The sequence below is a fragment of the Streptococcus oralis subsp. dentisani genome (assembly GCF_002096335.1).
Classification (GTDB): Bacteria; Bacillota; Bacilli; order Lactobacillales; family Streptococcaceae; genus Streptococcus; species Streptococcus oralis_Z.
This window is the reverse complement of the sequence record NZ_NCUW01000027.1, coordinates 128,921-154,516: the sequence shown is the minus strand read 5'-3', so window position 1 is coordinate 154,516 and position 25,596 is coordinate 128,921. Positions and strand designations below refer to the sequence as shown.

At 41.8% G+C, this 25,596-nt stretch carries 31 protein-coding genes; 5 read left to right on the top strand and 26 right to left on the bottom strand.

Annotated features, from left to right (window positions below):
- Positions 1 to 120: 120 nt before the first annotated feature.
- Positions 121 to 1,743, bottom strand: coding sequence for a putative polysaccharide biosynthesis protein (locus B7709_RS03360; protein ID WP_000064204.1), 1,623 nt, complete (start codon positions 1,741 to 1,743; stop codon positions 121 to 123).
- Positions 1,744 to 1,848: 105 nt separating this feature from the next.
- On the opposite strand from B7709_RS03360, the gene B7709_RS03355 reads away from it, so the two are divergent.
- Positions 1,849 to 3,294, top strand: a complete 1,446-nt coding sequence (locus tag B7709_RS03355; RefSeq protein ID WP_084971643.1) for a UDP-N-acetylmuramoyl-L-alanyl-D-glutamate--L-lysine ligase — start codon at positions 1,849 to 1,851, stop codon at positions 3,292 to 3,294.
- A gap of 31 nt (positions 3,295 to 3,325) precedes the next feature.
- Here B7709_RS03355 and B7709_RS03350 read toward each other — a convergent pair whose 3' ends face one another.
- From B7709_RS03350 to B7709_RS03280, 15 genes are all read right to left on the bottom strand, one after another.
- Positions 3,326 to 3,526 carry a CsbD family protein gene (locus B7709_RS03350; RefSeq protein WP_000051178.1) on the bottom strand — a complete coding sequence of 67 codons (201 nt, stop codon included), beginning with the start codon at positions 3,524 to 3,526 and terminating at the stop codon, positions 3,326 to 3,328.
- Positions 3,527 to 3,627: 101 nt separating this feature from the next.
- Positions 3,628 to 4,278, bottom strand: a complete 651-nt coding sequence (locus B7709_RS03345) for a DUF1803 domain-containing protein (RefSeq protein WP_049477473.1) — start codon at positions 4,276 to 4,278, stop codon at positions 3,628 to 3,630.
- Complete coding sequence (locus tag B7709_RS03340) at positions 4,262 to 4,774, bottom strand: YiiX/YebB-like N1pC/P60 family cysteine hydrolase (RefSeq protein WP_049477472.1); 513 nt, start codon at positions 4,772 to 4,774, stop codon at positions 4,262 to 4,264. The genes B7709_RS03345 and B7709_RS03340 overlap by 17 nt, the downstream gene beginning before the upstream one ends.
- A gap of 86 nt (positions 4,775 to 4,860) precedes the next feature.
- Positions 4,861 to 5,796, bottom strand: a complete 936-nt coding sequence (locus tag B7709_RS03335; protein ID WP_049519060.1) for a manganese-dependent inorganic pyrophosphatase — start codon at positions 5,794 to 5,796, stop codon at positions 4,861 to 4,863.
- Between the two features lie 85 nt (positions 5,797 to 5,881).
- Complete coding sequence (locus B7709_RS03330; RefSeq protein ID WP_000349629.1) at positions 5,882 to 6,166, bottom strand: GIY-YIG nuclease family protein; 285 nt, start codon at positions 6,164 to 6,166, stop codon at positions 5,882 to 5,884.
- Positions 6,156 to 6,902 (bottom strand): tRNA1(Val) (adenine(37)-N6)-methyltransferase, encoded by a 747-nt coding sequence (locus tag B7709_RS03325; RefSeq protein ID WP_084971641.1) that lies wholly within the window; start codon positions 6,900 to 6,902, stop codon positions 6,156 to 6,158. Before B7709_RS03325 ends, B7709_RS03330 begins: the two co-directional genes overlap by 11 nt.
- Before the next feature lie 31 nt (positions 6,903 to 6,933).
- Positions 6,934 to 7,293 carry a S1 RNA-binding domain-containing protein gene (locus B7709_RS03320; protein WP_084971639.1) on the bottom strand — a complete coding sequence of 120 codons (360 nt, stop codon included), beginning with the start codon at positions 7,291 to 7,293 and terminating at the stop codon, positions 6,934 to 6,936.
- 1 nt (position 7,294) lies between these two features.
- A complete protein-coding gene (locus tag B7709_RS03315; protein ID WP_084971637.1) occupies positions 7,295 to 8,695 on the bottom strand; it encodes a bifunctional Cof-type HAD-IIB family hydrolase/peptidylprolyl isomerase in 1,401 nt (466 codons plus the stop codon).
- A gap of 81 nt (positions 8,696 to 8,776) precedes the next feature.
- Positions 8,777 to 9,286, bottom strand: a complete 510-nt coding sequence (locus B7709_RS03310) for a GNAT family N-acetyltransferase (RefSeq protein ID WP_084971635.1) — start codon at positions 9,284 to 9,286, stop codon at positions 8,777 to 8,779.
- Between the two features lie 256 nt (positions 9,287 to 9,542).
- Positions 9,543 to 9,782 carry a 30S ribosomal protein S18 gene (gene rpsR, locus B7709_RS03305; RefSeq protein WP_000068664.1) on the bottom strand — a complete coding sequence of 80 codons (240 nt, stop codon included), beginning with the start codon at positions 9,780 to 9,782 and terminating at the stop codon, positions 9,543 to 9,545.
- 31 nt (positions 9,783 to 9,813) lie between these two features.
- Positions 9,814 to 10,284, bottom strand: coding sequence for a single-stranded DNA-binding protein SsbA (gene ssbA / locus B7709_RS03300; RefSeq protein ID WP_061453394.1), 471 nt, complete (start codon positions 10,282 to 10,284; stop codon positions 9,814 to 9,816).
- An 11-nt stretch (positions 10,285 to 10,295) separates the two neighbouring features.
- Positions 10,296 to 10,586 (bottom strand): 30S ribosomal protein S6, encoded by a 291-nt coding sequence (rpsF, locus tag B7709_RS03295; protein WP_049530661.1) that lies wholly within the window; start codon positions 10,584 to 10,586, stop codon positions 10,296 to 10,298.
- A gap of 148 nt (positions 10,587 to 10,734) precedes the next feature.
- Positions 10,735 to 12,078 carry an asparagine--tRNA ligase gene (asnS, locus tag B7709_RS03290; protein ID WP_084971633.1) on the bottom strand — a complete coding sequence of 448 codons (1,344 nt, stop codon included), beginning with the start codon at positions 12,076 to 12,078 and terminating at the stop codon, positions 10,735 to 10,737.
- Positions 12,079 to 12,230: 152 nt separating this feature from the next.
- Positions 12,231 to 13,409, bottom strand: a complete 1,179-nt coding sequence (locus B7709_RS03285; RefSeq protein ID WP_084971632.1) for a pyridoxal phosphate-dependent aminotransferase — start codon at positions 13,407 to 13,409, stop codon at positions 12,231 to 12,233.
- 9 nt (positions 13,410 to 13,418) lie between these two features.
- The gene (locus B7709_RS03280; RefSeq protein ID WP_084971630.1) at positions 13,419 to 13,895 is read right to left on the bottom strand and encodes a cell wall elongation regulator TseB-like domain-containing protein; all 477 of its coding nucleotides are present in this window, start codon (positions 13,893 to 13,895) and stop codon (positions 13,419 to 13,421) included.
- A gap of 118 nt (positions 13,896 to 14,013) precedes the next feature.
- Between B7709_RS03280 and B7709_RS03275 the strand changes: the two genes are divergently transcribed.
- Entirely contained in the window at positions 14,014 to 14,460 is a 447-nt protein-coding gene (locus B7709_RS03275) for a MarR family winged helix-turn-helix transcriptional regulator (protein ID WP_084971628.1), read from the top strand.
- A gap of 90 nt (positions 14,461 to 14,550) precedes the next feature.
- Positions 14,551 to 15,099: an NADPH-dependent FMN reductase gene (locus B7709_RS03270; RefSeq protein ID WP_084971626.1), complete on the top strand. Its 549-nt coding sequence runs from the start codon at positions 14,551 to 14,553 to the stop codon at positions 15,097 to 15,099.
- Positions 15,100 to 15,328: 229 nt separating this feature from the next.
- Here the strand turns inward: B7709_RS03270 and pyrE are convergent, their stop codons facing one another.
- The 7 genes from pyrE to typA form a co-directional block, all read right to left on the bottom strand.
- Positions 15,329 to 15,958: an orotate phosphoribosyltransferase gene (gene pyrE / locus B7709_RS03265; RefSeq protein WP_084971625.1), complete on the bottom strand. Its 630-nt coding sequence runs from the start codon at positions 15,956 to 15,958 to the stop codon at positions 15,329 to 15,331.
- 33 nt (positions 15,959 to 15,991) lie between these two features.
- A complete protein-coding gene (gene pyrF, locus B7709_RS03260) occupies positions 15,992 to 16,693 on the bottom strand; it encodes an orotidine-5'-phosphate decarboxylase (RefSeq protein WP_084971622.1) in 702 nt (233 codons plus the stop codon).
- 204 nt (positions 16,694 to 16,897) lie between these two features.
- Positions 16,898 to 18,016, bottom strand: a complete 1,119-nt coding sequence (locus tag B7709_RS03255; protein WP_084971620.1) for a cell division protein FtsQ/DivIB — start codon at positions 18,014 to 18,016, stop codon at positions 16,898 to 16,900.
- Between the two features lie 9 nt (positions 18,017 to 18,025).
- Positions 18,026 to 19,084: a UDP-N-acetylglucosamine--N-acetylmuramyl-(pentapeptide) pyrophosphoryl-undecaprenol N-acetylglucosamine transferase gene (locus tag B7709_RS03250; RefSeq protein WP_084971618.1), complete on the bottom strand. Its 1,059-nt coding sequence runs from the start codon at positions 19,082 to 19,084 to the stop codon at positions 18,026 to 18,028.
- 1 nt (position 19,085) lies between these two features.
- Positions 19,086 to 20,438 (bottom strand): UDP-N-acetylmuramoyl-L-alanine--D-glutamate ligase, encoded by a 1,353-nt coding sequence (gene murD / locus B7709_RS03245; protein ID WP_084971616.1) that lies wholly within the window; start codon positions 20,436 to 20,438, stop codon positions 19,086 to 19,088.
- Between the two features lie 117 nt (positions 20,439 to 20,555).
- Positions 20,556 to 20,810, bottom strand: a complete 255-nt coding sequence (locus B7709_RS03240) for a DUF3165 family protein (protein ID WP_084971614.1) — start codon at positions 20,808 to 20,810, stop codon at positions 20,556 to 20,558.
- A gap of 19 nt (positions 20,811 to 20,829) precedes the next feature.
- Complete coding sequence (gene typA, locus B7709_RS03235) at positions 20,830 to 22,671, bottom strand: translational GTPase TypA (RefSeq protein WP_000164126.1); 1,842 nt, start codon at positions 22,669 to 22,671, stop codon at positions 20,830 to 20,832.
- Between the two features lie 160 nt (positions 22,672 to 22,831).
- Here typA and B7709_RS03230 point away from each other — a divergent pair, with 160 nt between their 5' ends.
- Entirely contained in the window at positions 22,832 to 23,557 is a 726-nt protein-coding gene (locus B7709_RS03230; protein WP_084971613.1) for a 16S rRNA pseudouridine(516) synthase, read from the top strand.
- A gap of 41 nt (positions 23,558 to 23,598) precedes the next feature.
- Here B7709_RS03230 and B7709_RS03225 read toward each other — a convergent pair whose 3' ends face one another.
- The 3 genes from B7709_RS03225 to B7709_RS03215 form a co-directional block, all read right to left on the bottom strand.
- The gene (locus tag B7709_RS03225; RefSeq protein WP_084971611.1) at positions 23,599 to 23,859 is read right to left on the bottom strand and encodes a hypothetical protein; all 261 of its coding nucleotides are present in this window, start codon (positions 23,857 to 23,859) and stop codon (positions 23,599 to 23,601) included.
- A gap of 86 nt (positions 23,860 to 23,945) precedes the next feature.
- Positions 23,946 to 24,326, bottom strand: coding sequence for a rhodanese-like domain-containing protein (locus tag B7709_RS03220; RefSeq protein WP_000158123.1), 381 nt, complete (start codon positions 24,324 to 24,326; stop codon positions 23,946 to 23,948).
- Positions 24,323 to 24,556, bottom strand: coding sequence for a YqgQ family protein (locus tag B7709_RS03215; RefSeq protein WP_162279152.1), 234 nt, complete (start codon positions 24,554 to 24,556; stop codon positions 24,323 to 24,325). Before B7709_RS03215 ends, B7709_RS03220 begins: the two co-directional genes overlap by 4 nt.
- 103 nt (positions 24,557 to 24,659) lie before the next feature.
- On the opposite strand from B7709_RS03215, the gene B7709_RS03210 reads away from it, so the two are divergent.
- Positions 24,660 to 25,568 (top strand): LysR family transcriptional regulator, encoded by a 909-nt coding sequence (locus B7709_RS03210; RefSeq protein ID WP_001222590.1) that lies wholly within the window; start codon positions 24,660 to 24,662, stop codon positions 25,566 to 25,568.
- Positions 25,569 to 25,596 lie beyond the last annotated feature (28 nt).

Genomic DNA, 25,596 nt, shown 5'->3' with positions numbered 1-25,596 from the left:
AAAAAAGCATATTTTTTGCTCTTAATTTTAGAAAAAGTTCTCTTTTTTTAAGAAAAATGTAGTATAAAAACCTTTCTGTTAAAGAAAGGTTAAATTTATTACTTTTATTTATAAATCTTTTTACGATATTTTCAATCGTGTACGTAGTCGGTCTGCTTGAGCTTTGCCGATTATCTTGTCCAAGAGTCGTGTCCGTAGGCTCATCAAACCATAAAGACCTCCTCCAAGCCCTCCGATGAGAGCCACATAAAGGAAACTCCAGAAACGTCCACTTGGTTGGAAGACAAAACCGAGTAGCCACTGCAAGAAGCCAACTAGGATAAACATGACAAGGGTCAAGATGGTAATCAAAATGGTTCGCTTCAAGATTATCTTTCGACGAGCACCCGTTACCTGGCAAATGTCTCGGTACATCAGGACATTCGGAATAATCAAACCGATAGTCGTTGAAATCAAGGGACCGTAACTATGGAAAATAGCAATGGTTGGCAATTGCAAGACGATCTTAGCAATGGAACCATAGATGAAGTAAAGAACTGCCTTGCGGTTTCGGAACATGGCCTGAAGCATAGGAGACAAGACCATATACAAGCCTAGGATAGTAGACTGCAAAACTGCAAAGACAAATAAACCCATGGCCAAACTATCTGGCTTACCGTAAAAGACCGTGTAAAGAGGCTCCCCTACCATGACCACTCCAACCGTTGCCGGCAGTAAAAATAAGAAGAGCATGGTGAGACTATCTTGGACTAGGCGAGCCGCTGCCGGTAAGTCGCCTTTTACATAGTTTTCCGTCAACAGCGGCAAACCGACACTCCCAATGGAAACCCCCACAGAGATTAAAATCATGGTAATTTTATTAGGATTGGCAGAGAAATAAGAAAACATAACAACCAAGTCTTCATTGCTGTAGTTGGTAAACCACTTCATACTATTGATAAAGGTCATCTGGTCTAAAATCTGGAAGAGCTGGATGGCTGATCCTGTCAGGATAAAGGGAATGGCTTCCTTTATGGTATCGACTAAGAGTCGCTTACTATTGATTTTATCCCGTGTTTCAAAGACTCTTTTAAGCAAACCTTCTTGGGCAAGGAAGTAGATCAAAACTGCAAAACTTGCCACCATCCCCACAAAGGCCGCAAAGGTCGATTGGGTAACGGCTGATAAGTAGTCACCAGAACCCATCTTCATAATGAAGAAGGTTGCCATCAACATCCAGATAACACGGATCACCTGCTCAGCGATTTGACTCATGGCATAAGGTTTCAGGTTGTTCATCCCTTGGAAGAAGCCCCGGATGACACTCATAGATGGGAAAATCAAGACCGCCCAAGCCAAGCTCTGCATGATGGGAATCAGGTCTTTCCCCACACCTGACAAATCTGCTAACCAGGGAGAAAAGAGATACAAGACCAAGGCAAAGACTAAGCCCAAGCCCGTCATAAAGCTTAAGAAACTCCGAATCAAGGCAAAGCTATGCTCTTCTTCTCGCATGGTATTGTACTTAGCCACTTGTTTGGCGACCGCAACGGGGATACCCGCTGTCGAAATCAGCAAGAACCAGGCGTAAATGTTATACCCCATGGTAAAGAGTCCGTTTGCCTTAGCTGCATAGGTCCCCATCCAGATATACCAGGGAATAATGTAGATAGCACCAAGGAGGCGACTAATAAAGTTACTAGCTGTTAGCCAAGCAGTCCCTCGCAACATCTGGGCTTGCTGGTGATTGTTTTCGTTAGACATAGCTTCCTCATTCAATTTTGATAACTAGGAAAAGTTCCTTATCTTCCATTATAAACTTTTCCTTGTTACTTGTAAAATTCGGGCTTGAAGTTTATAATAGAAAGTATGATTAAGATTGAAACCGTATTAGATATTTTCAAGAAAGATGGCCTTTTTCGCGAGATTATTGATCAAGGACATTACCACTACAACTACAGTGAGGTTGTTTTTGATAGCATCAGTTACGACAGCAGAAAAGTAAAAGAAGGCACTCTTTTTTTTGCAAAAGGTGCTGCCTTTAAAAAAGAATACCTCCTATCCGCTATAAGTCAGGGCTTAGCTTGGTATGTCGCAGAAAAGGACTACGAAGTCGGTATCCCCGTCATCGTTGTGAACGATATCAAAAAAGCCATGAGTTTAATTGCGATGGAATTCTATGGCAATCCACAAAAAAAACTCAAAATTCTCGCTTTCACAGGGACCAAAGGAAAGACAACAGCAGCTTACTTTGCTTACCACATCCTATCTCAACGCTACCCAACAGCCCTCTTGTCAACTATGAACACAACTCTGGATGGCGAGACCTTCTTTAAATCTTCCTTCTCAACGCCTGAAAATATCGATCTTTTTGACATGATGGCTCAGGCTGTTAAGAATGGAAGAACCCATCTTGTAATGGAAGTCTCTAGCCAAGCCTATCTTGTTCATCGAGTCTATGGTCTGACCTTTGATGTAGGTGTCTTTCTTAACATCACTCCTGACCATATCGGTCCGATTGAGCATCCTAGCTTTGAAGATTACTTCTACCACAAACGTCTCTTGATGAAAAATAGCCGAGCAGTTGTCATTAACAGCGACATGGACCACTTTTCTGTATTGAAAGAACAAGTGGAAGATCAAGAACATGACTTCTATGGTAGCCAGTCAAGTAACCAAATCGAGAACTCCAAAGCCTTTAGCTTTTCCGCTACAGGTAAACTCGCTGGTGATTATGATATCCAACTCATCGGTCACTTCAATCAAGAAAATGCCGTTGCTGCAGGACTTGCCTGTCTTCGTCTAGGTGCCAGTCTTGAAGATATCAAAAAAGGGATCGCTGCAACCCGCGTCCCTGGACGTATGGAAGTTCTCACTCAGAAAAATGGAGCCAAGGTCTTCATAGACTATGCTCACAATGGTGACAGTCTGAAAAAACTGATTTCTGTTGTTGAAACCCATCAAACTGGAAAGATCGCTCTGGTTCTCGGTTCGACTGGAAACAAGGGTGAAAGTCGTCGCAAAGACTTTGGACTCCTTCTCGATCAACATCCTGAAATTCAAGTCTTTCTAACTGCGGATGACCCCAACTATGAAGATCCAATGACCATTGCTGAAGAAATCAGTAGCTATATCAGTCATCCTGTTGAAAAGATTGCCGATCGTGAACAAGCCATCAAGGCAGCTATGGCCATCACAAATCAAGAACTCGATGCCGTGATTATTGCTGGTAAGGGAGCTGATTGCTACCAGATCGTCCAAGGAAAGAAAGAAGATTATCCTGGAGATGCGGCTATCGCAGAACGTTATCTATAAAAAAATCAAGGGAAGCATTCCCTTGATTTTTTTAGTCTTCTTTCTTAAATGAATTTTTAAGACCTTCAACGGCACCTTCTACAGCACCTTTAGCATCTTCAACTACTTCTTTTGCTTTCGCAACTGTTTTTTCTACAGCGCCTTCTGCTTCTGTCTTGCTATCGCCAGTAACTTTACCAAATCCTTCTTTGATAGCACCAGTTGCTTGATCCAATTTATTTTCAAGTGACATAGCTCTGTCTCCTTTGCTTTTAATACGATAAACGTTATCGCTTACATTCAGTTTATGCTTATTCTTTAGCAAAGTCAAACAATCTGCTCAAAATGTAGCAATTAAGGAAAATAGAAAGTCAACCGTTCCTTGTCGAAATCAACAATCAACTCATACTTCCCTTCTTCGTTTTGCACAACATAGCCTAAAACGACTAAACTTTCCACAAAGATATCACGGCGTTTCTGCATGAGCTGGTCCTTTTTGAGAAATTTCAGTAAAAAAGTCGTCATATACTTGAGGGCGTACTCAGGATTAACATCTCCTAAAATAGCATAGAGTTCCTGCTGTTTTTCTGTCAAAGGATATTGATTCTTGACCTTGTAGAAATAGTTAGACAGGGTCATCTTTTCTCTAGCAAAATCTGTAGATTCGACTAAAATGGCAGCATTGGTTTGATTGCACAATTCCGTCTCAAAAGTTTTCTCCAGCAAGGCTTGATAAACTGGACTATCCTCTCTGACAAAAATTTCTTGGTCAAGGACCAGACTATCTATTGATTCTAGAAAAGGGAGATTGAGGGAATAGCGTTTATTTTCCCTTCGGATCAATCCTGCCTTTATATACTCTTCCATGAGTTTATCAACTGCCACATCTGGAAACTGGGCCTTGATTTCTCGTAGAATCACATCGTCATGCTGGTCCAGATAGTCCACCAAATCTATAAAAAATGGCTGCCGAGTCAAACGAGATGGATTAAAAATCTGAATCATGAAGATTCCTTTCTTTACATTCTAAAAGGGGGGATGCTGCTAGTTGACTAGGATTGGTCCCTGGTTGATTCAGAGGCACTGGAAGTTCGAGTTTCCTGTAGTATTCCCTCCAAAAATCACTGATCTCCTGCTCCCCGTCCCCAAATTTCATGGGAATAGTTTTAAAAATCGGGAGGATTTCAGCGATATACTGGGAGCAATAAAAGCCAGAACCATCTGGATAAAAAGAGGCATTATAGGGTGCACCCAAATGTTTGCTAGCTCTCTCCTTTACCAAGTCAGCTTCCAGCTCTGGATAGACATAAAGATCGTAAAGATGAGTTGGTTCAAAAAATTCAGCCGGTTCTTGACAAATGACACCAGCTTTCCCACTAGCATGGTAGATGAAACCGTCCAAAAAGATGGCTACATGACTATAGTTCCCAGTAGAAGCCTGGATAGCCTGCCCCATATCTGAAAGATCCTTCACAAAAATCAAATCACCATTTTCTAACATCTTTCTCTCCTAGAAAAAAAGGAGCCGAAACCCCTTTAGCTATATGGAAAACAAGTGTTTCCACGTTTCGATTATCACTCAGGTTATTAGCCATTAAAGCTTTCAGTCAACTGAGGCACCACTTGTTTCTTACGTGAAACAGCACCTGGAAGGAAAGCGTGGTTGTTTTCAAGTTTGAAGTTGAAAGCTGCTTCCACCTTGTCCATGTTTGATCCAAGAGCAAGGATTTCTGAGTTTGAATTGACGATGTCTGTAATCATCAAGACAAAGTCAGAGTAGCCGTTTGCTGTATTAGCCGCTTGCATTGCTGCTTCGATTTCTGCTTGGCGTTCCAAGACTTCAGCAATATCAACAGTATTGACTTGGGCAACACGAACCTTATTTCCGTTGAGTTCAAAAGTCTTAGCATCAATGTCAATCAATTCTTCAGCAGATTTGCTAGCCAAGTTAGTACCAGCTTTGAGCATAGCAAGACCGTACTCTTCCAAGTTCACACCAGCCAATTCAGCCAATTCAGGAGCAATGACTTTGTCAGATGGGTGTGTTGTTGGTGATTTCAAAAGAAGGGTATCTGAAATCAAACCTGAAAGCATCAAACCTGCGATTTCTTTAGGAACTGCTACACCATGTTCTTTGAACATACGGTAAACGATAGATGAAGCTGATCCAACTGGTTCCAAGCGCATGTAAAGTGGGCTTGCAGTTTCAAAATTAGCCACACGGTGGTGGTCCACAACTCCGTAAACTTCTACTTCAGCGATATCTGACACTGATTGTTGGAATTCATTGTGGTCAGTCAAGATGACTTGTTCTGCACCTTCTGCTTTAGCAGATGTGATGACGCGTGGTGCTTCTACACCAAAATAGTTCAAAACAAAGGCTGTTTCTTCATTTGGAGTACCGAGAGCTACTGCTTCTGTATCCAATCCATAAGCCTCTTTTGCAAGATAGGCAAAGGCTACAGATGACCCGATGGCATCTGAGTCTGGATTTTGGTGACCAAATACTAGAATCTTAGACATGATAATACCTCTTTAAATTTATTCATCTTATTTTAGCACTTTTTTCCTCTTTTGACAAAAGTAAGAGGAGTCAAAGGACTCCTCGTTAGACATCAATATCGTTAACTAGATTTTTCTCTTGATTTTCAGATAAAAATCGTTCTTTCTGTGGACGTTTCTTTCGTTTTAGGAGAGCCTCTGCAGACATGGCTTCTTCCTTACTGGCAAAACCCTCTACATAGATAAGCTTGACTGGCAAGCGAGCTCGGGTATACTTGGCTCCCTTACCACTATTATGAACGGCAAGGCGCCTCTTCACATCTGTTGTATAGCCCGTATAGTAAGAACCGTCGCGACACTCCACCACATACATATAGGCTTTATGATCCATAGTAAATCTCTTGAATTTCTGGTGTATAGGAACCATCATCATTGTGAACGATGAGAGGTGGCAAGACCTTAAAGCCACTCGTCGAGCCATCCTTGATAGCTTCGATTAAGAGCATATTGGCCTCCTTCTCACGTTTTGGATAGACAAATTGCAGGCGCTTAGGTGCCAAATTGTGACGTTGAAGCATGTCTAGAATATCCAAAAGTCGATCTGGACGATGAACCATAGCCAAACGGCCATTAGACTTGAGAATACTCTGAGCACTTCGACAGATTTCCTCTAGATTAGTTGTAATTTCATGTCTAGCTAAGAGGTAGTGTTCACTCTCGTTCAGATTGGAATGCGGGTCCACCTTGAAATAAGGCGGATTGCACAAGATCATATCCACCTTACTTCCCTTAATGTGTGCAGGCATATTTTTCAAATCATCGCAGATAACCTGCATCTGCTCTTCCAAACCATTCAATTGAACTGAACGCTCAGCCATATCCGCCAAGCGCTCCTGAATCTCCACAGAGAGAATTTTGGCCTTGGTACGACTACTTGCAAAAAGTCCAACTGCACCATTTCCAGCACAAAAGTCCACAATTAAGCCATTTTTAGGAAAGCGAGGAAAGCGTGACAAGAGAACACTATCCACCGAATAGCTAAATACTTCTCTATTTTGAATGATCTTGATATCTGTCGAAAAGAGCTGGTTGATGCGCTCTCCTGATTTTAATAATTGTTCTTCCATATATTGATTTTAAAATACGAAATCTAATAGACTAGTTTTTCTCTTTCAGATTGTTGAGGGCTTCCCTTGTCCAGACAGGCATCATTCTGCTAAGTGGAGCAAAACCGTGCTTGATACGGTCATTTGAAAAACGTCTTCGTCTTGGCAGTTGGTGTTTTTCTTCCTCCAGCGTGCGAATAGACAGACTGGCTTTACCTGAAAATTCGTCCAAATCAACAACCTGAACTTGCACTTCTTCACCAATTTTCAAAACTTCATAGATATTTTCGATAAATCCTGTCCGAATCTCTGAAATATGGATCAGCCCAATCACCCCTGTCTCTAATTCGACAAAGGCACCATAAGGCTGAATTCCTGTAATACGCCCCTTTAGCTTATCACCAATTTTCATATTAGTCCTCAATTTCAATCGTTTCAATTACTACATCTTCAACTGGCTTGTCCATAGCACCAGTTTCAACAGCTGCAATGGCATCCAAGACTGCAAAAGATTCTGCATCGACCAATTGCCCAAAAACAGTGTGACGACGGTCAAGGTGAGGAGTTCCGCCTTGCTCTGCATAAATCTCAGCGATTGATTCTGGCCAACCACCACGCGCAATCTCTTTCTTAGAGTATGGCAAGTGTTGGTTTTGCACGATAAAGAACTGACTGCCATTGGTATTTGGCCCAGCATTGGCCATAGACAGAGCCCCACGAACATTATAAAGTTCTTCAGAGAATTCATCTTCAAAAGCATCTCCATAGATAGATTCTCCTCCCATACCAGTACCAGTTGGGTCTCCACCTTGGATCATAAAGTCCTTGATGATGCGGTGGAAAATGACGCCATCATAGTAACCATCTTTTGAAAGAGCGATAAAGTTAGCTACTGTTTTGGGAGCTTGCTCAGGGAAGAGCTTGATACGTAAGTCCCCGTGATTTGTCTTAATGGTCGCTAGCGGACCTTCTACTGTTTCAATGTCTACTTGTGGAAAATGCAATTCTTTTTCTACTAAACCAAACTTAGTTAAGGCATCAAAAACACCATCTTCTTCTACTGTTTTTGTAATATAATCTGCTTTTTCTTTGATTTTATCATGGGAAACTCCCATGGCAATACTGATTCCAGCATAATCAAAGAGCTCCAAGTCATTGAGCCCATCTCCAAAGACCATGACATTCTCTGGTTTCAAGCCTAGATGTTCCACCACCTTGGCTACACCACTTGCTTTTGAACCTGAAATAGGCACGATATCTGATGAATGTTCATGCCAACGCACCATTCGAAGTTTACCTGAGAGACTATCTGGTAGGTGCAAATCAGCCCCTTTATCCTCAAAGGTCCACATCTGGTAAATATCTGCTTTTTCATGAAAGTCAGGATCCACACCCAAGTTCGGATAAATCGGATCAATCGCCTCACTGATCAGTTCTGTTCGCGTGGAGAGTTTGGCGTCATGACTGCCAACCAAGCCATACTCAATTCCCTCTCGCTTAGTCCAAGAGATATACTCCTCAACATCTGACTTGTCAATCTGATGTTGATAAATGACCTTACCTTTTTTATCTTCTATATAGGCCCCATTTAGGGTTACAAAAAAGTCCGGTTTGAGCTCACGAATCTCTGGAACAACACCGAAAATACCACGACCAGAGGCAATTCCTGTTAAAATTCCTTTTTCACGCAACTGTTTAAAGACAGTGGGAATTGTATCTGGAATAAAACCTGTCTTTGACGTACGCAAGGTATCATCAATATCAAAAAAGACGATTTTAATCTTCTTTGCCTTGTATTTTAATTTTGCATCCATCTCTCTACCTCTTTTTTATCACTCTTTCCATTATACCATAAAGTAGAGAAATCCCCTATCTTCAAAGAAGTTCACTATCTCTTATTCGAATTTCTTGGATAGATACAGAACTAAATCATCATTATTTTGAATAGTGGCATTCATTTCCAAAGGTTGGTTTCGATACCAAACGCCTGAACCATCTGGAATATAGCCTTTCTTGATGTACAATCTCTGGGCAGCTCCATAGCCTGAGTGCAAACCTACACCTAACGTCACTTTGTCCGAAAAAAGCTTTACTCGTTTTTCTGCTTCTTCTATCAAGAGATTGCCAATACCTTGGTTTTGAAAGGCTTCAAAGACATTGAAATCTGACAGTTCTGGAGCCATTCCAGCAAAGGGTCCCTGCTTAGCATCAGGTAAAATAGTAATGTAGCCCACTACAGCACTGGTAAGGTCAGCAATTAACACTTCCCTCTCTCCACTTTCCTGCTCCTTAAAGTATCGAGTTAAAATCTCCTCTCTACTTGGCCAACCTTGGCTAGTAAATCCTCGAGAGAGATCTTTAATGTCAGATTCTTGCATTTTTCTAATTGAACACGTCGTCTTCATAAGCTGCTCCTTTAAAACTTTCTCCCACCATTATAGCACGATAATAAAAATAAAAAGAAATAACCTAGTAAGAAAAAAGCATCTTACTAGGTCAAAAGTAGCTCTGTCCAACAGAACCCCGTAAAAGTCTGAAAAAGAGGTTCAATCGAATCTGAAAAAAGACCCGGGTGGATCAGAAAAAGAGGTCCCTCGGACCTGACTCGCCTTCTCATTTCAAAGCTCGTGAAAAAAAGACCCGTTGGGGTCTTTTTTTTCTTTAATCTTCGTTTACGAAAGGCATCAAAGCCATTACGCGAGCGCGTTTGATAGCTGTTGTTACTTTACGTTGGTTTTTAGCTGAAGTTCCTGTTACACGACGAGGAAGAATTTTCCCACGTTCTGAAACGAAACGGCTAAGAAGCTCAGTATCTTTGTAATCAACATATTCAATTTTGTTTGCTGCGATGTAATCAACTTTTTTACGGCGTTTGAATCCGCCACGACGTTGTTGAGCCATGTTTTTTCTCCTTTATAGTATTAATTGTCCATTAGAATGGTAAATCATCATCTGAAATATCCAAAGGATTGGTTGCTCCAAATGGATTTTCATCACGTGAAAAGTCTGGTACTGATTGTGTAGGTGCTGTATAACTAGTAGTTGGTGCAGAATAAGCTCCACCTGTATGTCCTTCACGCACACTACGGCTTTCCAACATTTGGAAATTATCAGCCACGACTTCTGTTACGTAGACACGTTGTCCTTGCTGGTTATCGTAACTACGAGTTTGGATACGACCGGTTATCCCGATAAGAGAGCCTTTTTTAGCCCAGTTAGCAAGATTTTCAGCCTGTTGGCGCCACATGACGACATTGATGAAATCAGCCTCACGTTCGCCATTTTGACTCTTGAATGTACGGTTTACTGCAAGAGTAAAAGTCGCAACTGCTACATTTGATGGGGTATAACGCAACTCAGCGTCACGTGTCATACGCCCTACAAGTACAACATTGTTAATCATAATTTACCTTCTTACGCGTCAAGTTTGACGATCATGTGACGAAGAATGTCAGCGTTGATTTTTGAAAGACGGTCAAACTCTTTAAGAGCTGCGTCGTCGTTTGCTTCAACGTTAACGATGTGGTAAAGTCCTTCACGGAAATCTTGGATTTCGTATGCAAGACGACGTTTTTCCCAAGTTTTTGATTCAACAACAGTTGCACCGTTGTCAGTCAAGATAGAGTCAAAACGTGCTACCAAAGCGTTTTTCGCTTCTTCTTCAATGTTTGGACGAATGATATAAAGAATTTCGTATTTAGCCATTGATATGTTCCTCCTTTTGGTCTAATGACCCCAAGACTTTGCAAGGGGTAAGTGAGGTTTGCTCACAATTAACTATTATACTAGAAAAACCGATAGATAGCAAGATAAAAGTGAAAAAAGAAGATGAAATCATCTTCTTTTTTCTAGTTTATGGTTTGATACGATGTAACATACGTGGGAATGGAATAGCTTCGCGGATATGTTTAGTTCCTGCTGCGAAAGTTACCATACGCTCGATACCAATCCCAAATCCACCGTGTGGTACAGTACCGTATTTACGAAGGTCAAGATAGAATTCGTATTCTGTACAATCCATACTCAGTTCTTCCATCTTAGAAACAAGGGCATCATAGTCTTCCTCACGCATAGAACCACCGATGATTTCTCCATACCCTTCTGGTGCCAGCAAGTCTGCACAAAGCACGCGCTCTGGATTTCCAGGGACTGGTTTCATGTAGAAGGCTTTGATAGCTGCTGGGTAGTTGATAACGAAGGTTGGTACACCAAAGTGGTTTGAAATCCATGTTTCATGTGGTGAACCAAAGTCATCTCCATGTTCCAAATGCTCGTAGTCAGCATCTTCATCGTTTTCATGCTCTTGCAAGAGGTCAATGGCTTGATCGTAGGTAATGCGTTTGAAAGGCTCTGCAATGTAGCGTTTCAAGAGTTCTGTATCACGTTCCAAGGTTTCCAAAGCTTGAGGCGCACGATCTAGAACACCTTGAAGAAGAGCTTTTACATAAGCTTCTTGCAAGTCAAGTGACTCGTCGTGTGTCAAGTAGGAGTACTCAGCATCCATCATCCAGAACTCAGTCAAGTGACGGCGCGTTTTTGATTTTTCAGCACGGAATACTGGACCAAAGTCAAAGACACGACCAAGAGCCATAGCACCTGCCTCTAGGTAAAGCTGACCTGATTGACTCAAGTAGGCTGGCGTCCCAAAGTAGTCAGTTTCAAAGAGCTCTGTTGAATCTTCTGCCGCATTTCCTGAAAGAATTGGGCTATCAAACTTCATGAAGCCGTTCTTATCAAAGAACTCATAAGTTGCATAAATGATAGCGTTACGGATTTGCATCACAGCCACTTGCTTACGAGAGCGGAGCCATAAGTGACGGTTGTCCATCAAGAAGTCTGTTCCGTGTTCTTTTGGTGTGATTGGGTAGTCTTGAGATTCACCGATGACTTCGATGTCTGTGATATCGAGTTCATAGCCAAACTTAGAACGCTCATCTTCTTTGACAATCCCTGTCACATAAACAGATGTCTCTTGGCTCAGACGTTTAATCGTTTCAAATTTTTCAAGACCAACTTCTTCGCCGAATTTTTCAATAAAGTTTGGTTTGAAGGCAACTCCTTGGAAAAAAGCTGTTCCATCACGCAATTGCAAGAAGGCAATTTTTCCTTTTCCTGATTTGTTGGCAACCCAGGCCCCGATGGTCACTTCTTGACCAACGTAGTCTTTTACTTCGATAATTGTTACACGTTTTGTCATAATCTATCTTCCTTTTTTCGTTTAACTTGTCCGAAGACATCATTACCCACTATTTTACCATAAATAGACTGCGATAGCTAGGTTCTACTAGAGAAAAATCGCGAGATTTTCAATACAAAAAATCTCCGCTAAAAAGGCGAAGATTCTAAGTTTTATTTTTCCATAAATTGATGCAAACGGCGAATAGCTTCTTTTAATGTATCTAAGTCTGTTGCATAACTGAGACGGACATTTTCTGGCGCCCCAAATCCTGCTCCTGTAATCAAGGCAAGACCGACTTCCTCAAGAATAGCTGTTGTAAAGTCCGTCACATCGGTATAGCCCTTCATCTCCATGGCTTTTTTTACATTTGGGAAAAGATAGAAAGCTCCTTGGGGCTTGACAACTTCAAATCCTGGCACTTGGCACAAGAGAGGATAAATGGTATTCAATCGTTCCTCAAATGCTTGGCGCATGGTTTCGACAGAGTCTTGTGGTCCAGTTAGGGCTTCAATGGTAGCATATTGTGATACAGCAGTCAGGTTTGAGGTTGTTTGACCTGTTAGTTTGCTCATAGCAGCGATAATCTCAGGATTTCCCACCGCATAACCTACCCGCCAACCAGTCATGGCATAAGCCTTAGATACACCGTTTATCACGATGGTTTGCTTGCGAATAGCTTCTGACAGACTAGAGATTGGAACAAATTCATTTCCGTTATAAACTAGGCGACCATAGATATCATCTGCTAAGATGAGAACATCGTGTTCTACAGCCCAATTTCCGATAGCCAGCAATTCCTCACGAGTGTAGATCATACCAGTCGGATTCGATGGCGAATTGAGAACCAAGACCTTGGTCTTATCTGTTCGAGCTGCTTCTAGCTGCTTGACTGTTACTTTAAAGTGATTGTCTTCCTTGGCTTGGACAAAGACCGGCACACCTTCTGCCATCTTGACTTGGTCTCCATAACTGACCCAGTATGGTGTAGGGATAATGACCTCGTCACCTGGATTGACCACGGCCATAAAAAAGGTATAGAGAGAGAACTTGGCACCTGTAGCAAATGTGACCTCGTTAGCTGCCACAGAATAGCCATAGTAGCGTTCAAAGTAAGTATTAACCGCCGCTTTTAACTCTGGTAGACCTGAAGCAACTGTGTAGAAGGAAGCTCGACCATCACGAATCGCTTCCACCGCCGCATCCTGAATATTTTCAGGAGTATGAAAGTCTGGCTGTCCCAAGGTTAAGAAAAGAACATCCTTTCCTTGAGCTTTTAATGCTTTAGCTCTTGCATCACTGGCTAGAGTGACACTCTCTTCCATTTCTAGTACACGCTTGGATAGTTTCATATGCCCTCCTTATTGGATCACTGCTCCTGTTTCAAAATCGACTAGATAGTAGTGATTTCCTGACTTAACTTCCCAAATTGGCTTGTCTTGATATCGACCAAAGGTGATTTTGTCAATGTCGCTAACTCCTTTTTCCCTCGAAATCGTCGCTGCCTTGTCTTGAGAAATCCCCTTATCTAGCTGATAAACATAAATCTTGTGGTCATTCTTTTCAATCAATACGGCAATGGCCTCTTGCTTTTTATTATGCCCCAGAACGCTGTAATAAGCTTCCGAACCATTAAAAAAATCAACCTGATCTGCCTTTTCCAATTCTGCATACTGCTTGGCTAGTTTTTCTCCCTCAACTCTAGCATCTTGATAGGGTTTCATGCTGAGAGATATCAGATAAAGAAAGGAGGTGGTCATGACTAGCAATACCAGAGAAATACCGATTCCATACTGTAAAAGTAGCTTGTTTTTTGCTTTTTTCTGTCTTAGTTTCACTCGTCTATTTTACCATCTCTCCTCCTTTATTACAAGTGAAGACAGGAACATTCTAAGAATCTTATCCTATAAAATATAAGTTCTTATTTTTCTCTCTCATTATTGATAAAATATCCTTATGAAACAATATTTAAAAGAGCAAATTTCCGATAATCAATTAGACTTAAAAACAGCTATCGTCCTCAATAAGGCCATACGAACTTTTAAACCCTATGAAGCCAAGGCTGCTAAAGAACACGGATTAACACCCACTCAATTTTCAGTTTTGGAAACCCTCTATAGCAAAGGGGAACTGCGCATTCAGGATTTGATTGAAAAAATGCTGGCCACTTCTGGAAACATGACTGTTGTTATTCGAAATATGGTTCGAGATGGGTGGATTTCTAGAACCTGTGATCCCAAGGATCGCCGATCATTTTTCCTGAAATTAACACCTGCAGGACGCAGAAAAATTGAAGAGGTTCTTCCTGACCATATTAACTCTATTGTAGATGCTTTTAGTATCTTGGAAGATGGAGAAAAGGAAGACTTGATTCGGATTTTAAAAAAATTTAAAGATTTGTGAGCAAAATTATTGCTAATTAGTATTATTTGTTGTAACATAGATGGTAACAAAGGAGTTCGCTCTTTAAATTTTAACTACAGGAGACACATCATGTCTAAAAAAGTACTATTTATCGTCGGATCACTACGCCAAGATTCTTTTAACCACCAAATGGCCCTTGAAGCTGAAAAAGCACTTGCTGGGAAAGCGGAAGTTGGCTATCTTGATTACTCAGCTGTACCTCTCTTCAACCAAGATCTTGAAGTTCCAACTCATCCAGCTGTAACCGCTATTCGTGAAGCTGTCCTTGATGCCGATGCCATTTGGATTTTCTCTCCAGTCTACAACTTCTCTATCCCTGGAACAGTGAAGAACTTGCTTGACTGGCTGAGCCGTGCCCTTGACCTATCAGATCCTTCAGGACCATCAGCTCTTCAAGATAAGATTGTAACCGTATCATCAGTTGCTAATGGTGGTCACGATCAACTCTTCGCTATCTACAAAGACCTCTTGCCATTTATCCGTACACAAGTCGTTGGCGACTTTACTGCTGCTCGTGTCAATGACTCTGCTTGGGCAGATGGAAAATTAGTGTTAGAAGAAGCAACTGCCTCATCACTTGCCAAACAAGCTGACGACCTTCTTGCGGCTATCAATTAAAAAGAAAAGCTGATTTGAATGAAAATCATTCCAAATAAACCTCAATTAAATACATAATAAAAAACTCCTAGAAAGATGGATATTCCAATCGTTCTAGGAGTTTTACTGTAATTGACTATGAAGAAAAGAGGAAATCAATTCACTAATCGAGACCTTTTCTTTAGTCTGACCTTCATTTTAAAAGTTGGGCAGATAAGCTCGCTCAAACTTGTCTGGTCTTTTTTATAAATTATCCTTGCCAATTTTCTTGGTCTTCTTTAAAGCGTTTTAGGAGAGCGAGTCCTTCTGGTGTGATATAACCTTCTTCTTGGGCTAGGTGGATCAGTTCGCTGTAGTTAGATAGTGTCACCAATTTGACACCAGCATCCGCAAAGTTCTTATCTGCTTTTGGCAATTGGTAGCTGAAAATCGCTACAACTCCAAGCACATCTGCTCCTTCTCGTTTAGCGGCTGCTACAGCTTCAAGAACAGAACCGCCAGTTGAAATAAGGTCTTCAACCACCACCATTTTTTGACCTTGAGCTACCCGCCCTTCGATTTGGTTGCCTGCACCGTGGTCTTTTGGTTTGCTACGAATGTAGGCAAAAGGCAAGTTCATCTTGTCAGCAATGATAGCTCCGTGAGGAATCCCCGCTGTTGCTGTTCCTGCAATCACCTTAACTTCTGGAAAGGCTTCTTTGATAGCATCCACAAAGCCATTTTCAATTAAGGTACGAGTTTCTGGATAGGCTAGCGTCACACGGTTGTCAGTATAAATCGGCGATTTGATACCAGATGCCCAAGTAAAAGGCTCTTCTGGTTTAAGGTAAACTGCCTGAATTTTCAAGAGGTGGCTAGCAATATCTTTAGCAAGTGTCATAGTATTCTCCTTTTATTTTTATAATCTATTTCTTTAATTTCTGTCTTGGTTCCATTCATCCTTGATAGCATGATAAGCTGCAACAGGATTCTCAGCTTGGGTAATAGGACGTCCCACTACGATATAGTCACTACCGATTTGATAAGCATCCGCTGGCGTCATGACGCGTTTTTGGTCTCCAACCGCAGCTCCAGCTGGACGAATTCCCGGTGTCAAACAGATAAAATCTGAATTGGTGGCCTGCTTGATGAGTTGCACTTCCTGAGCCGAGCAAACGACACCATCCAAGCCCGCTTCAGCTGTCTTCTTGGCATAGTGAATCACAGACTCTTGCAGAGTGGTTTGGATATTTTGAAAATCCTGCATCTGACTTTCCGACGTTGAGGTAAGCTGGGTCACAGCGATCAATTTGGCTTGTGTCCCCAGACCTTCACGCGCAGCCTTCATCATCTCCACACCACCAGCAGCATGAACATTGGTCATATCCACACCAAGCTGAGACAAGACCTTCATAGCTGACTTGACTGTATTGGGAATGTCATGAAGCTTGAGATCCAGAAAGACACTATGACCCAGACCTTTCAAGTAAGACACGATCTCAGGACCCGTTGCATAATAGAGCTCCATCCCTACCTTTAGATAAAGGTTTTCTTCTGCTGGAAAAAGGGCTAAGAATTCCTTCGCTTCTTCAAAACTTGGAAAATCTAGGGCAATGACTGGACGACTCTCACGCATATATTTCTCCTTTTGATTCTTCTTACAGTCCACCAAACTCCTTAAAATGACTATGAAAAAGGAACCTGCTAGCAGCAAGGTTCCACGAAAAATGGGTAGTCTCCTCCCTTTCACCGTCTAACCTTAGCTGCCTCTCTGGACTGCTTTAAAGGTTTTTTACTATTCTATTATTTATATAGGAACTTGTCAAGTAAAAACTGGGCTTTATTGTTGTTGCTGTTGTTTCTTTTCTTCTGCTTCTTTTTCTTCCTGTTTTTTCTTCTCAGCTTCCTGTGCCTCTTTTTTAGCTTTTTCCTCAGCTTCTTGCAAAAGTTTATCCGCTAGGCTAGTACTATAGATTCCAGCTTCCATATCAATAAAGCTCGGTTCTGCTAGTTGTGGCTTAATTTTGCTATAATAAGGCAATTTTTTACTTAACTCTGACAAGGGAACCAATATTTCATCTGTGTCCAGCATGGTAATTTTTAAAAGGTCTGCTGTTGCCTTGCTTGGCGCTAATTCGATTTTCTGGATTTGGCTCTTGATATCCTCACTGATAGTAGACAATCCCGTGATCAGCTCTTTCACCTGCTGCTCGTCGTTAAAGGTAACTGTCAGATAAGTCTCAGGCAGGTTCAAAAGGTTGACAGGGCTTGAGTCAATTGTTCCACTAGACAGGATTGGATAGTGGTCTTCACCTGTCACATAGTAACCAGCAATATCAAATTCCTTAACCTCAATCGTAAAGTTAGTTGGAAATTGATAATCAATCTTTGCTGACTCTATCCAATGGTTGGATTTGATTCGCTCAGCATATTTTTCCTTATCCAACAACAGGGCTAAGGTATAGTCGCTGTCTTGAATCCCAGAAGCCTGTTTAATGTCGTCCGCCTGGGTGTTACTATTTCCCTTAACTTCGATATTTTTGATGGTCGAGAGCGGAGTCAACAGGTAGACTGAGAGAAGGAGAATCAGGACACTCGGTACCAAGATACTCACAGCTCGCCAAATGTGAACTGGAGCGATTTTAGGCTTGGCTGGTTTTTCTTTTTTCTTCTTCTCTTTTTCCTCGTTGACTTTATGGTCATCCTTTTGAGGTTTTTCTTCTTTTTCTGATGGTTCCTTACTTGGACTTGTAGCTTCCTCGTCCGACTGACTCGAGGATTTCTTGGCCTCCTCCAATAGCTTCGAGTTGGCTTCCTTTCGAGCTTGTTTTTCCTTTTCCTTCTCCGCAGCTAGGGCAACTTCTTCCTCAGCCTTTTTCTTCAGGTATTCTTGGTTTCGTTTCTGCCATTCAGACAATTCTTTCTTGGGGTTTGATTCTTTTTTCTTATCCTTTGACATTGATTTTCCTTATGATAAGTCTTTTCTTAGTAGGGCATAAAAATCATCAAGAGATTTCAACTCAGTTGAAGCCCTCATACTAGCTTGGTATTGATCCTTGTGACTAAGCAGGTGACTGATTTTCTCTTCCAAGCTTTCCAAGGTCAAGTCACTTTCTTGAAGTTCTTCTGCATAACCTTTCTTAACAAAGTAGGCTGCATTTTCAATCTGGTCTCCTCGACTTGCTTCACGACCCAATGGTACAATGAGATGGAGTTTAGCCATAGCCAAGAGCTCAAAAATCGTGTTGGCACCACCACGCGTCACCACCACATCTGCCATCTCCATCAAGGGTTGATAGAGGTCCGTCACATAGTCAATACGAAAGAGATTTTGGCTCAATTCATTGAGGCTAGAGTCTCCAGTGAGATTAATGATATTGTAGCGCTCTGTCAGCTCTTTTTTATGGTCTGTCACCAATTGGTTAAAGACACGAGCTCCTGCAGAACCACCAACAAACAATACAGTTGGCAATTTTGGATTAAAGTGGGTTTGGATATCCACCAATTCATCTGGCTCTGAAGTTTTTTGGTCTGAAACCTTGGTCACTGCTCCTACATGCTCGACTTTTGAAAGACCAGCAGCCTGCTCAAAAGTTGAGTACATCTTGGTTGCAAATTTGTAGGCAATTTTATTGGCCAAGCCCATGGATAGGTCAGATTCGTGGATAAAGACAGGTACTCCAGACACACGCGCAGCGATAACTGGCGGCACAGAGACAAATCCCCCCTTTGAAAAAAGAGCCTGTGGACGCAGTCGTAACATGATAAAGAGCGATTGAACAATTCCCCAACCAACTTTGAAGACATCCAGCATATTTTGCCAAGAGAAATAGCGACGTAATTTCCCAGTCGCAATGGAGTGGAAGGTCACATTCAAGCCTGACTTGAGAATTTCTTGGTGTTCGATTCCGTGTTTATCACCAATATAGTGAACTTCCCAGCCGTCTTCGATGAACTTGGGCATTAACAAAAGGTTGAGGGTGACGTGTCCAACCGTCCCCCCACCTGTAAAGACAATTTTTTTCATATTATTCCTTTAACTCCGCTACTGTGTCGATAAAGAGGTCGCCACGTACTTCAAAGTTAGCATACATATCCCAGCTAGCATTGGCAGGACTGAGAAGAACCACATCTCCTTGAGTCGCTAGCTCATAAGCCTTGCGGGTCGCATCAGCAATATCTGTCGCATCTACATAAGCCACACCAGCCTTATCCGCTGCCCGTTTGACACGTTCTGCAGACTGACCGAGGATGACCATCTTCTTGAGCCCAGTAATATCTGGCACCAATTCGTCAAACTCATTGCCGCGGTCCAAACCACCTGCAATTAAGATAACCTTACTGTTGTCAAATCCTGACAAGGCTTTTTGAGTAGCCAAGATATTGGTTGATTTGCTATCGTTATAGAATTTGACACCCTTAATTTCATCCACAAATTGGAGACGGTGTTTGACACCACCAAAGGTTGAAAGAGTTTCCTTGATGGTTTGGTTGTCTACACCACGAAGCTTGGCAACAGAAATGGTCGCAAGGGCATTCTCCACATTGTGGCTACCTGGAACTCCGATTTCATCAGCTGCCATGACCACTTCGCCACGGAAATAGAGTTGACCATCTTCCAAATAAGCTCCATCAACCTCTTCAAGTGTTGAAAATGGAACAACAGTGGCTTGTGTTTTAGTAGCCAATTCTTTTGCCAAGTCTTGGTTAAAGTTCAAAACAAGAAAATCATCTGCTGTCATCTTGTTCTGGATATTCCACTTGGCCGCTACATATTCCTCAAAAGAACCATGGTAGTCGATATGAGTTGGCATGAGGTTGGTAATGACTGCAATCTCAGGATGGAATTCTTGAACGCCCATCAGTTGGAAAGAAGAAAGTTCCATGACAAGCGTGTCCTTGGCTGTCGCAGTTTGAGCCACTTGACTAGCAGGATAGCCGATGTTCCCTGACAATAGACCATGTTGTCCGGCAGCAGTTAAAACTTCCCCAATCATCGTCGTTGTGGTTGTTTTCCCATTTGAACCAGTGATGCCGATAATCGGTGCTTCTGAGATCAAGTAAGCCAACTCCACCTCGGTCAAAACCGGAATCCCCTTTGCCAAAGCCTTTTCAATCATAGGATTGCTGTAAGGAATCCCTGGATTTTTCACCATCAGAGCAAAATCTTCATCCAAGAGCTCCAAAGGATGGCCACCAGTAACAACCTTGATCCCCTCTTCTAGCAAACTTTGCGCAGCAGGATTTTCCTCGAAAGGCTTGCCGTCATTTACTGTCACAATGGCACCCAGCTTGTCCAACAAACGGGCTGCAGACTCACCAGACTTAGCCAAACCTAAAACAAGTACTTTCTTATTTTTAAATTGATCGATTACTTTCATGTCTCAAACTCCATTTCTACTCCTACTATTTTACCATTTTTATGGAAATAATACTAAACGAAAATGCTCTAGTTCTCATTCTAGCATAGAAAAAGAGAGCCATAGCTCTCTTTCTATTTATCTTCTTCTGCTCTTTTTTACAGGCATGAGCGTAATGTCTCTCAAGCTAAAGTAGGCTAGGAAGAGCATAGCGATTGTGACAAAGAATTCTGTCGGTAATTGGAAGATTTGCAAGATGGACAACATCAGCAAAATCAAGAGTGCAACAACTACAAAAACCAAGATAACGATGTTGACTGTTCCTTTGATACTTTGAGGTGTCGCAAAAACATAGAGTAGTAATAAGAGTATCCCTATGATTAAATAGACCATCTTTATCTCTTTCTAGCTCTTATTCAGCTGATTTTTTCTTTTTGTTGGCTTTCTCACGCTCTGCCTTGTTGAGGATTTGCTTACGCAAACGGATAGACTCAGGCGTTACTTCCATGTACTCATCGTCATTCAAGAACTCAAGAGACTCTTCAAGGGTCAAGATACGAGGTGTCTTGATAACCGCTGTTTGGTCCTTAGTAGCTGAACGAACGTTGGTCATTTGTTTGGCCTTAGTGATGTTAACTGTCAAGTCGTTTTCACGAGAGTTTTCACCGATGATCATTCCTTCATAAACCTCAGTACCTGGGTTAACAAAGATGGTTCCACGTTCTTCGATAGACATGATTGAGTAAGTTGTAGCCTTACCAGCATCGATAGAAACAAGGGCACCACGGTGACGTCCACCAATTTCACCTGGGATGAGTGGCAAGTATTGGTCAAAGGTATGGTTCATGATACCGTAACCACGAGTCATAGATAAGAACTCAGTTGAGTATCCGATCAAACCACGCGCTGGAACTAGGAAGACCAAACGAGTTTGACCATTACCAGTTGAAATCATATCCAACATTTCACCCTTACGTTCAGAAAGGCTTTGGATAACAGATCCTTGGTATTCTTCTGGAGTATCGATTTGAACACGTTCAAATGGTTCACATTTAACACCGTCAATTTCTTTTACGATAACCTCTGGACGAGATACTTGAAGTTCATAACCCTCACGTCGCATGGTTTCGATCAGGATTGACAAGTGCAATTCTCCACGCCCTGAAACCGTCCATTTATCTGGTGAATCCGTTGGGTCAACACGAAGGGAAACGTCTGTTTGCAATTCTGCTTGCAAGCGTTCTTCTACCTTACGAGAAGTCACCCATTTCCCTTCACGACCTGCAAATGGTGAATTATTTACCAAGAAAGTCATTTGAAGGGTTGGTTCATCGATATGTAGGATTGGAAGAGGTTCAATGGCATCCGTCGGAGTAATAGTTTCACCAACAAAGATATCTTCCATACCGGATACGGCAATCAAGTCACCTGCTTTGGCTTCTTGGATTTCACGACGTTCCAAACCAAAGAAACCGAAGAGTTTTGTTACACGGAAGTTCTTCGTTGTACCATCTAGCTTAGAAAGGGTAACTTGGTCCCCAACTTTCACACTACCACGGAAAACACGACCGATACCGATACGACCTACGAAGTCATTGTAGTCCAAAAGTGACACTTGGAACTGCAAAGGCTCATCTGAGTTATCCACTGGAGCCGGGATATGGTCAATGATGGTGTCAAAGATTGGCGCCATTGTTTTTTCTTGATCAGCTGGATCATCTGACAAGGAGGATGTTCCGTTGATAGCTGAAGCATAAACAACTGGGAAATCAAGCTGGTCATCATCTGCGCCAAGCTCGATGAAGAGTTCCAAGACTTCGTCCACTACTTCTGCTGGGCGAGCTGATGGTTTATCGATTTTGTTGACAACCACGATTGGGACAAGGTCTTGTTCCAAGGCTTTTTTCAATACGAAACGAGTCTGTGGCATGGTTCCTTCGTAGGCATCTACGACCAAGACAACACCGTCAACCATTTTCATGATACGCTCAACTTCTCCACCGAAGTCCGCGTGTCCTGGTGTGTCCATGATATTGATACGAGTTCCGTTGTAGGCAACGGCTGTATTTTTAGCAAGGATGGTAATTCCACGCTCTTTTTCAATATCGTTTGAGTCCATAGCGCGCTCTGCCAATTCAGTACGTGCATCAAGCGTTTCTGATTGTTTCAATAATTCATCAACGAGGGTTGTTTTCCCGTGGTCAACGTGGGCAATAATGGCTACGTTACGGATATCTTCTCTTAATTTTGTCATGATTTCCTCTATAATATTTAAATTTTTATTTCTAACTGAACAATTATACCACAGTCTCATTCAAAAATCACAGTTCAGCTAAGTGTAAATGTTTTCACTTCGCTTTTCTAGTCAAGGCAACTCTTTTCAAAGTCAGAGACTTATGATAAGATAAGCTGGTATGCGTTTAGATAGATTATTAGCCCAAGAAAAGGTCAGTCGCAAGGCTATGAAACAGGCACTTTTGAAAAAAGAAATCATAGTGGACGATTGTCCAGCCAGCTCCCTGGCTCAAAATGTCGACACTGGATTGCAGAAACTAGTTTTTCAAGGACGGCAGATTCAAGGATACGAGCACACCTACCTCATGCTTCATAAGCCAAACGGAGTCGTTACAGCTAGCAAGGATAAGGACCTACCAACCGTCATGGAGCTCCTGCCACCTGACATCCAGTCTGACCAGCTCTATGCTGTCGGCAGATTAGACCGCGATACGACGGGGCTGCTCTTTTTGACAGACAATGGACCTTTAGGATTCCAACTCCTCCATCCCCAGCACCATGTTGATAAATCCTATCAAGTGGTGGTCAACGGTCTGCTCACACCAGACCATATCCAGTCATTCAAAGAGGGGATTGTCTTTTTAGACGGAACCACTTGTAAACCTGCAAAACTAGATATTCTATCCGCAGGCCCAACAGAGAGCCATGCCTCCATCACCATCTCAGAAGGAAAATTTCATCAGGTCAAAAAGATGTTCCTCTCAGTCGGTGTCAAGGTGGTCTCTCTCAAACGAGTTCAGTTCGGTGATTTTACGTTAGATTCAGAACTTGCAGAAGGGCAATACCGATTCTTAAACCAAGAAGAATTAGAGATGATTAAAAAATACTTAGAAAAAAGTGGATAAAAGAAAAAAAGCTTTAAATTTAAAGCTTTTTTGTTTATTGCTTATCTAAAAAATACTGCGACAGCTACAATTCTAAAAAATACTGCGACAGTTACAATCCAGTTAAGTACAGAAACCACAAGTCCTACGATATTGAGAATTTTTTCTGTTTTATAGTCTAGTCCAGATTCTTTTTGGTATGAAAAAGCCAAGACCAATCCTATGATCCCCAAAATCAGACCTACTATTGGAAATAGCAAACCAAGGACGATAGATAAGATACCTAAAACAAGTGAAGGTTTTTTCTTTTGTTGTGAATTCATATTATAAAATCTCCTTAAATTTATTATAAATGATGATACCTTAAGATACTAGCTTTATCTATCATTCGACAGTTTTTTAAAGAATCTTAGCTAGTCTTGACCTTCCCGTTCCAAGAATCCAATCCATAAGAAAGGATATAAATCTCAGAGAAACCTTGTTTTTTCAGATAAAGTGCTGCATTGGTCACTCGTTGTCCACGTTGGTTTTCGTAGAGAAGGACAGGTTTATCCTTGCGAAGGGCTGCAAGGCTTGACTTCAACTGATTTGAAGGAATATTGCGAGCTCCGAGGATATGTTTTCTGTGAAATTCTGCTGGTTCACGGACATCAATCAATTGCCCTTTCCGAATCAAGGCTTCAAATTCTGCATTATCCACAATCTTAGCCGCACGACGAATACGAAGGTAGTTATAACCCATCCATGCCACCATTGCCAATACGATTCCCCAAACAATCCAAATTGTCATAAGTTCTTATCTCCATTTTTCTCTATGTAGTCTAATTCTATCTTGTGCTCCCTGCGGAGAACAGCTTCCGCTTCTAGGTAATCTAGCTTGTCCATCAGACCGGCATCATAGATTCGAGAGAGTTCAAGCTTCATCAGTTCAATATCATACAAGCGCTTCCCCATGTAAACAATAATGCCAAACTGTTTGAGAAATTGTTGCACATCATAGAATGTTTTCATAGCTCCCATTCTAACAGATTTTAGACTTTTTTTCAATACTGGACCGGCTCTTTCCCCCCTATTTTCTTCGTCTTCATTGTCCATTCTTCCGCAAGTGTGGTACAATAAAAACATGAGAATTCAACAACTACACTATATTATCAAAATCGTCGAAACTGGCTCTATGAATGAAGCAGCCAAGCAACTCTTTATCACCCAACCCAGTCTTTCAAATGCCGTTCGAGACTTGGAAAATGAAATGGGCATTGAAATCTTTATCCGCAATCCCAAGGGCATTACCTTAACCCGTGATGGGATGGAGTTTCTTTCCTATGCCCGTCAAGTTGTCGAGCAAACCCAGCTTCTGGAGGAACGCTATAAAAATCCTGTCGCCCACCGCGAACTCTTTAGTGTTTCCTCTCAGCACTATGCCTTTGTAGTCAATGCCTTTGTATCCCTGCTCAAGAAAAGTGATATGGAAAAATACGAGCTTTTTCTTCGTGAAACTCGGACTTGGGAGATTATCGACGATGTCAAGAACTTCCGTAGTGAAGTCGGTGTCCTCTTCTTAAACAGCTACAACCGTGATGTTTTAACAAAAATGCTGGATGACAACCACCTCTTGGCCCACCATCTCTTTACAGCCCAGCCCCATATCTTCGTCAGCAAAACCAACCCTCTAGCAAAGAAAGATAAGGTTAAACTAGAAGACTTGGAGAACTTCCCTTACCTCAGCTATGACCAAGGGACTCACAACTCCTTCTACTTCTCTGAAGAGATTCTCTCGCAGGAATACCACAAAAAATCTATCGTGGTCAGCGACCGTGCCACCCTCTTTAATCTCTTAATTGGTTTGGACGGATACACGATTGCAACAGGGATTTTGAACAGCAACCTCAACGGAGACAATATCGTTTCCATTCCACTGGACATAGACGATCCTATCGAGCTAGTCTACATCCAGCATGAAAAAACCAGCCTGTCTAAGATGGGCGAACGCTTTATCGAATACTTACTAGAAGAAGTTCAGTTTGATAATTGATAAACTGCCAGACATATTTTATAATATT

What these genes read in the sequence shown, in the direction of transcription:
- B7709_RS03220 (WP_000158123.1), bottom strand. Translation starts at nt 24,326, where the DNA reads ATGACAATTTGGATTGTTTGGGGAATCGTATTGGCAATGGTGGCATGG.
- B7709_RS03325 (WP_084971641.1), bottom strand. Translation starts at nt 6,902, where the DNA reads ATGGAAGAACAATTATTAAAATCAGGAGAGCGCATCAACCAGCTCTTT.
- typA (WP_000164126.1), bottom strand. Translation starts at nt 22,671, where the DNA reads ATGACAAAATTAAGAGAAGATATCCGTAACGTAGCCATTATTGCCCAC.
- B7709_RS03340 (WP_049477472.1), bottom strand. Translation starts at nt 4,774, where the DNA reads ATGTTAGAAAATGGTGATTTGATTTTTGTGAAGGATCTTTCAGATATG.
- B7709_RS03210 (WP_001222590.1), top strand. Translation starts at nt 24,660, where the DNA reads ATGAGAATTCAACAACTACACTATATTATCAAAATCGTCGAAACTGGC.
- B7709_RS03225 (WP_084971611.1), bottom strand. Translation starts at nt 23,859, where the DNA reads ATGAATTCACAACAAAAGAAAAAACCTTCACTTGTTTTAGGTATCTTA.
- B7709_RS03315 (WP_084971637.1), bottom strand. Translation starts at nt 8,695, where the DNA reads ATGGATGCAAAATTAAAATACAAGGCAAAGAAGATTAAAATCGTCTTT.
- pyrF (WP_084971622.1), bottom strand. Translation starts at nt 16,693, where the DNA reads ATGCGTGAGAGTCGTCCAGTCATTGCCCTAGATTTTCCAAGTTTTGAA.
- B7709_RS03215 (WP_162279152.1), bottom strand. Translation starts at nt 24,556, where the DNA reads ATGGGAGCTATGAAAACATTCTATGATGTGCAACAATTTCTCAAACAG.
- B7709_RS03285 (WP_084971632.1), bottom strand. Translation starts at nt 13,409, where the DNA reads ATGAAACTATCCAAGCGTGTACTAGAAATGGAAGAGAGTGTCACTCTA.
- ssbA (WP_061453394.1), bottom strand. Translation starts at nt 10,284, where the DNA reads ATGATTAACAATGTTGTACTTGTAGGGCGTATGACACGTGACGCTGAG.
- B7709_RS03355 (WP_084971643.1), top strand. Translation starts at nt 1,849, where the DNA reads ATGATTAAGATTGAAACCGTATTAGATATTTTCAAGAAAGATGGCCTT.
- B7709_RS03275 (WP_084971628.1), top strand. Translation starts at nt 14,014, where the DNA reads ATGAAACAATATTTAAAAGAGCAAATTTCCGATAATCAATTAGACTTA.
- B7709_RS03350 (WP_000051178.1), bottom strand. Translation starts at nt 3,526, where the DNA reads ATGTCACTTGAAAATAAATTGGATCAAGCAACTGGTGCTATCAAAGAA.
- B7709_RS03255 (WP_084971620.1), bottom strand. Translation starts at nt 18,016, where the DNA reads ATGTCAAAGGATAAGAAAAAAGAATCAAACCCCAAGAAAGAATTGTCT.
- B7709_RS03230 (WP_084971613.1), top strand. Translation starts at nt 22,832, where the DNA reads ATGCGTTTAGATAGATTATTAGCCCAAGAAAAGGTCAGTCGCAAGGCT.
- B7709_RS03240 (WP_084971614.1), bottom strand. Translation starts at nt 20,810, where the DNA reads ATGGTCTATTTAATCATAGGGATACTCTTATTACTACTCTATGTTTTT.
- rpsR (WP_000068664.1), bottom strand. Translation starts at nt 9,782, where the DNA reads ATGGCTCAACAACGTCGTGGCGGATTCAAACGCCGTAAAAAAGTTGAT.
- B7709_RS03335 (WP_049519060.1), bottom strand. Translation starts at nt 5,796, where the DNA reads ATGTCTAAGATTCTAGTATTTGGTCACCAAAATCCAGACTCAGATGCC.
- B7709_RS03360 (WP_000064204.1), bottom strand. Translation starts at nt 1,743, where the DNA reads ATGTCTAACGAAAACAATCACCAGCAAGCCCAGATGTTGCGAGGGACT.
- B7709_RS03320 (WP_084971639.1), bottom strand. Translation starts at nt 7,293, where the DNA reads ATGAAAATTGGTGATAAGCTAAAGGGGCGTATTACAGGAATTCAGCCT.
- B7709_RS03250 (WP_084971618.1), bottom strand. Translation starts at nt 19,084, where the DNA reads ATGAAAAAAATTGTCTTTACAGGTGGGGGGACGGTTGGACACGTCACC.
- rpsF (WP_049530661.1), bottom strand. Translation starts at nt 10,586, where the DNA reads ATGGCTAAATACGAAATTCTTTATATCATTCGTCCAAACATTGAAGAA.
- pyrE (WP_084971625.1), bottom strand. Translation starts at nt 15,958, where the DNA reads ATGACACTTGCTAAAGATATTGCTAGCCACCTCTTGAAAATTCAGGCA.
- asnS (WP_084971633.1), bottom strand. Translation starts at nt 12,078, where the DNA reads ATGACAAAACGTGTAACAATTATCGAAGTAAAAGACTACGTTGGTCAA.
- B7709_RS03310 (WP_084971635.1), bottom strand. Translation starts at nt 9,286, where the DNA reads ATGAAGACGACGTGTTCAATTAGAAAAATGCAAGAATCTGACATTAAA.
- B7709_RS03270 (WP_084971626.1), top strand. Translation starts at nt 14,551, where the DNA reads ATGTCTAAAAAAGTACTATTTATCGTCGGATCACTACGCCAAGATTCT.
- B7709_RS03345 (WP_049477473.1), bottom strand. Translation starts at nt 4,278, where the DNA reads ATGATTCAGATTTTTAATCCATCTCGTTTGACTCGGCAGCCATTTTTT.
- B7709_RS03330 (WP_000349629.1), bottom strand. Translation starts at nt 6,166, where the DNA reads ATGGATCATAAAGCCTATATGTATGTGGTGGAGTGTCGCGACGGTTCT.
- murD (WP_084971616.1), bottom strand. Translation starts at nt 20,438, where the DNA reads ATGAAAGTAATCGATCAATTTAAAAATAAGAAAGTACTTGTTTTAGGT.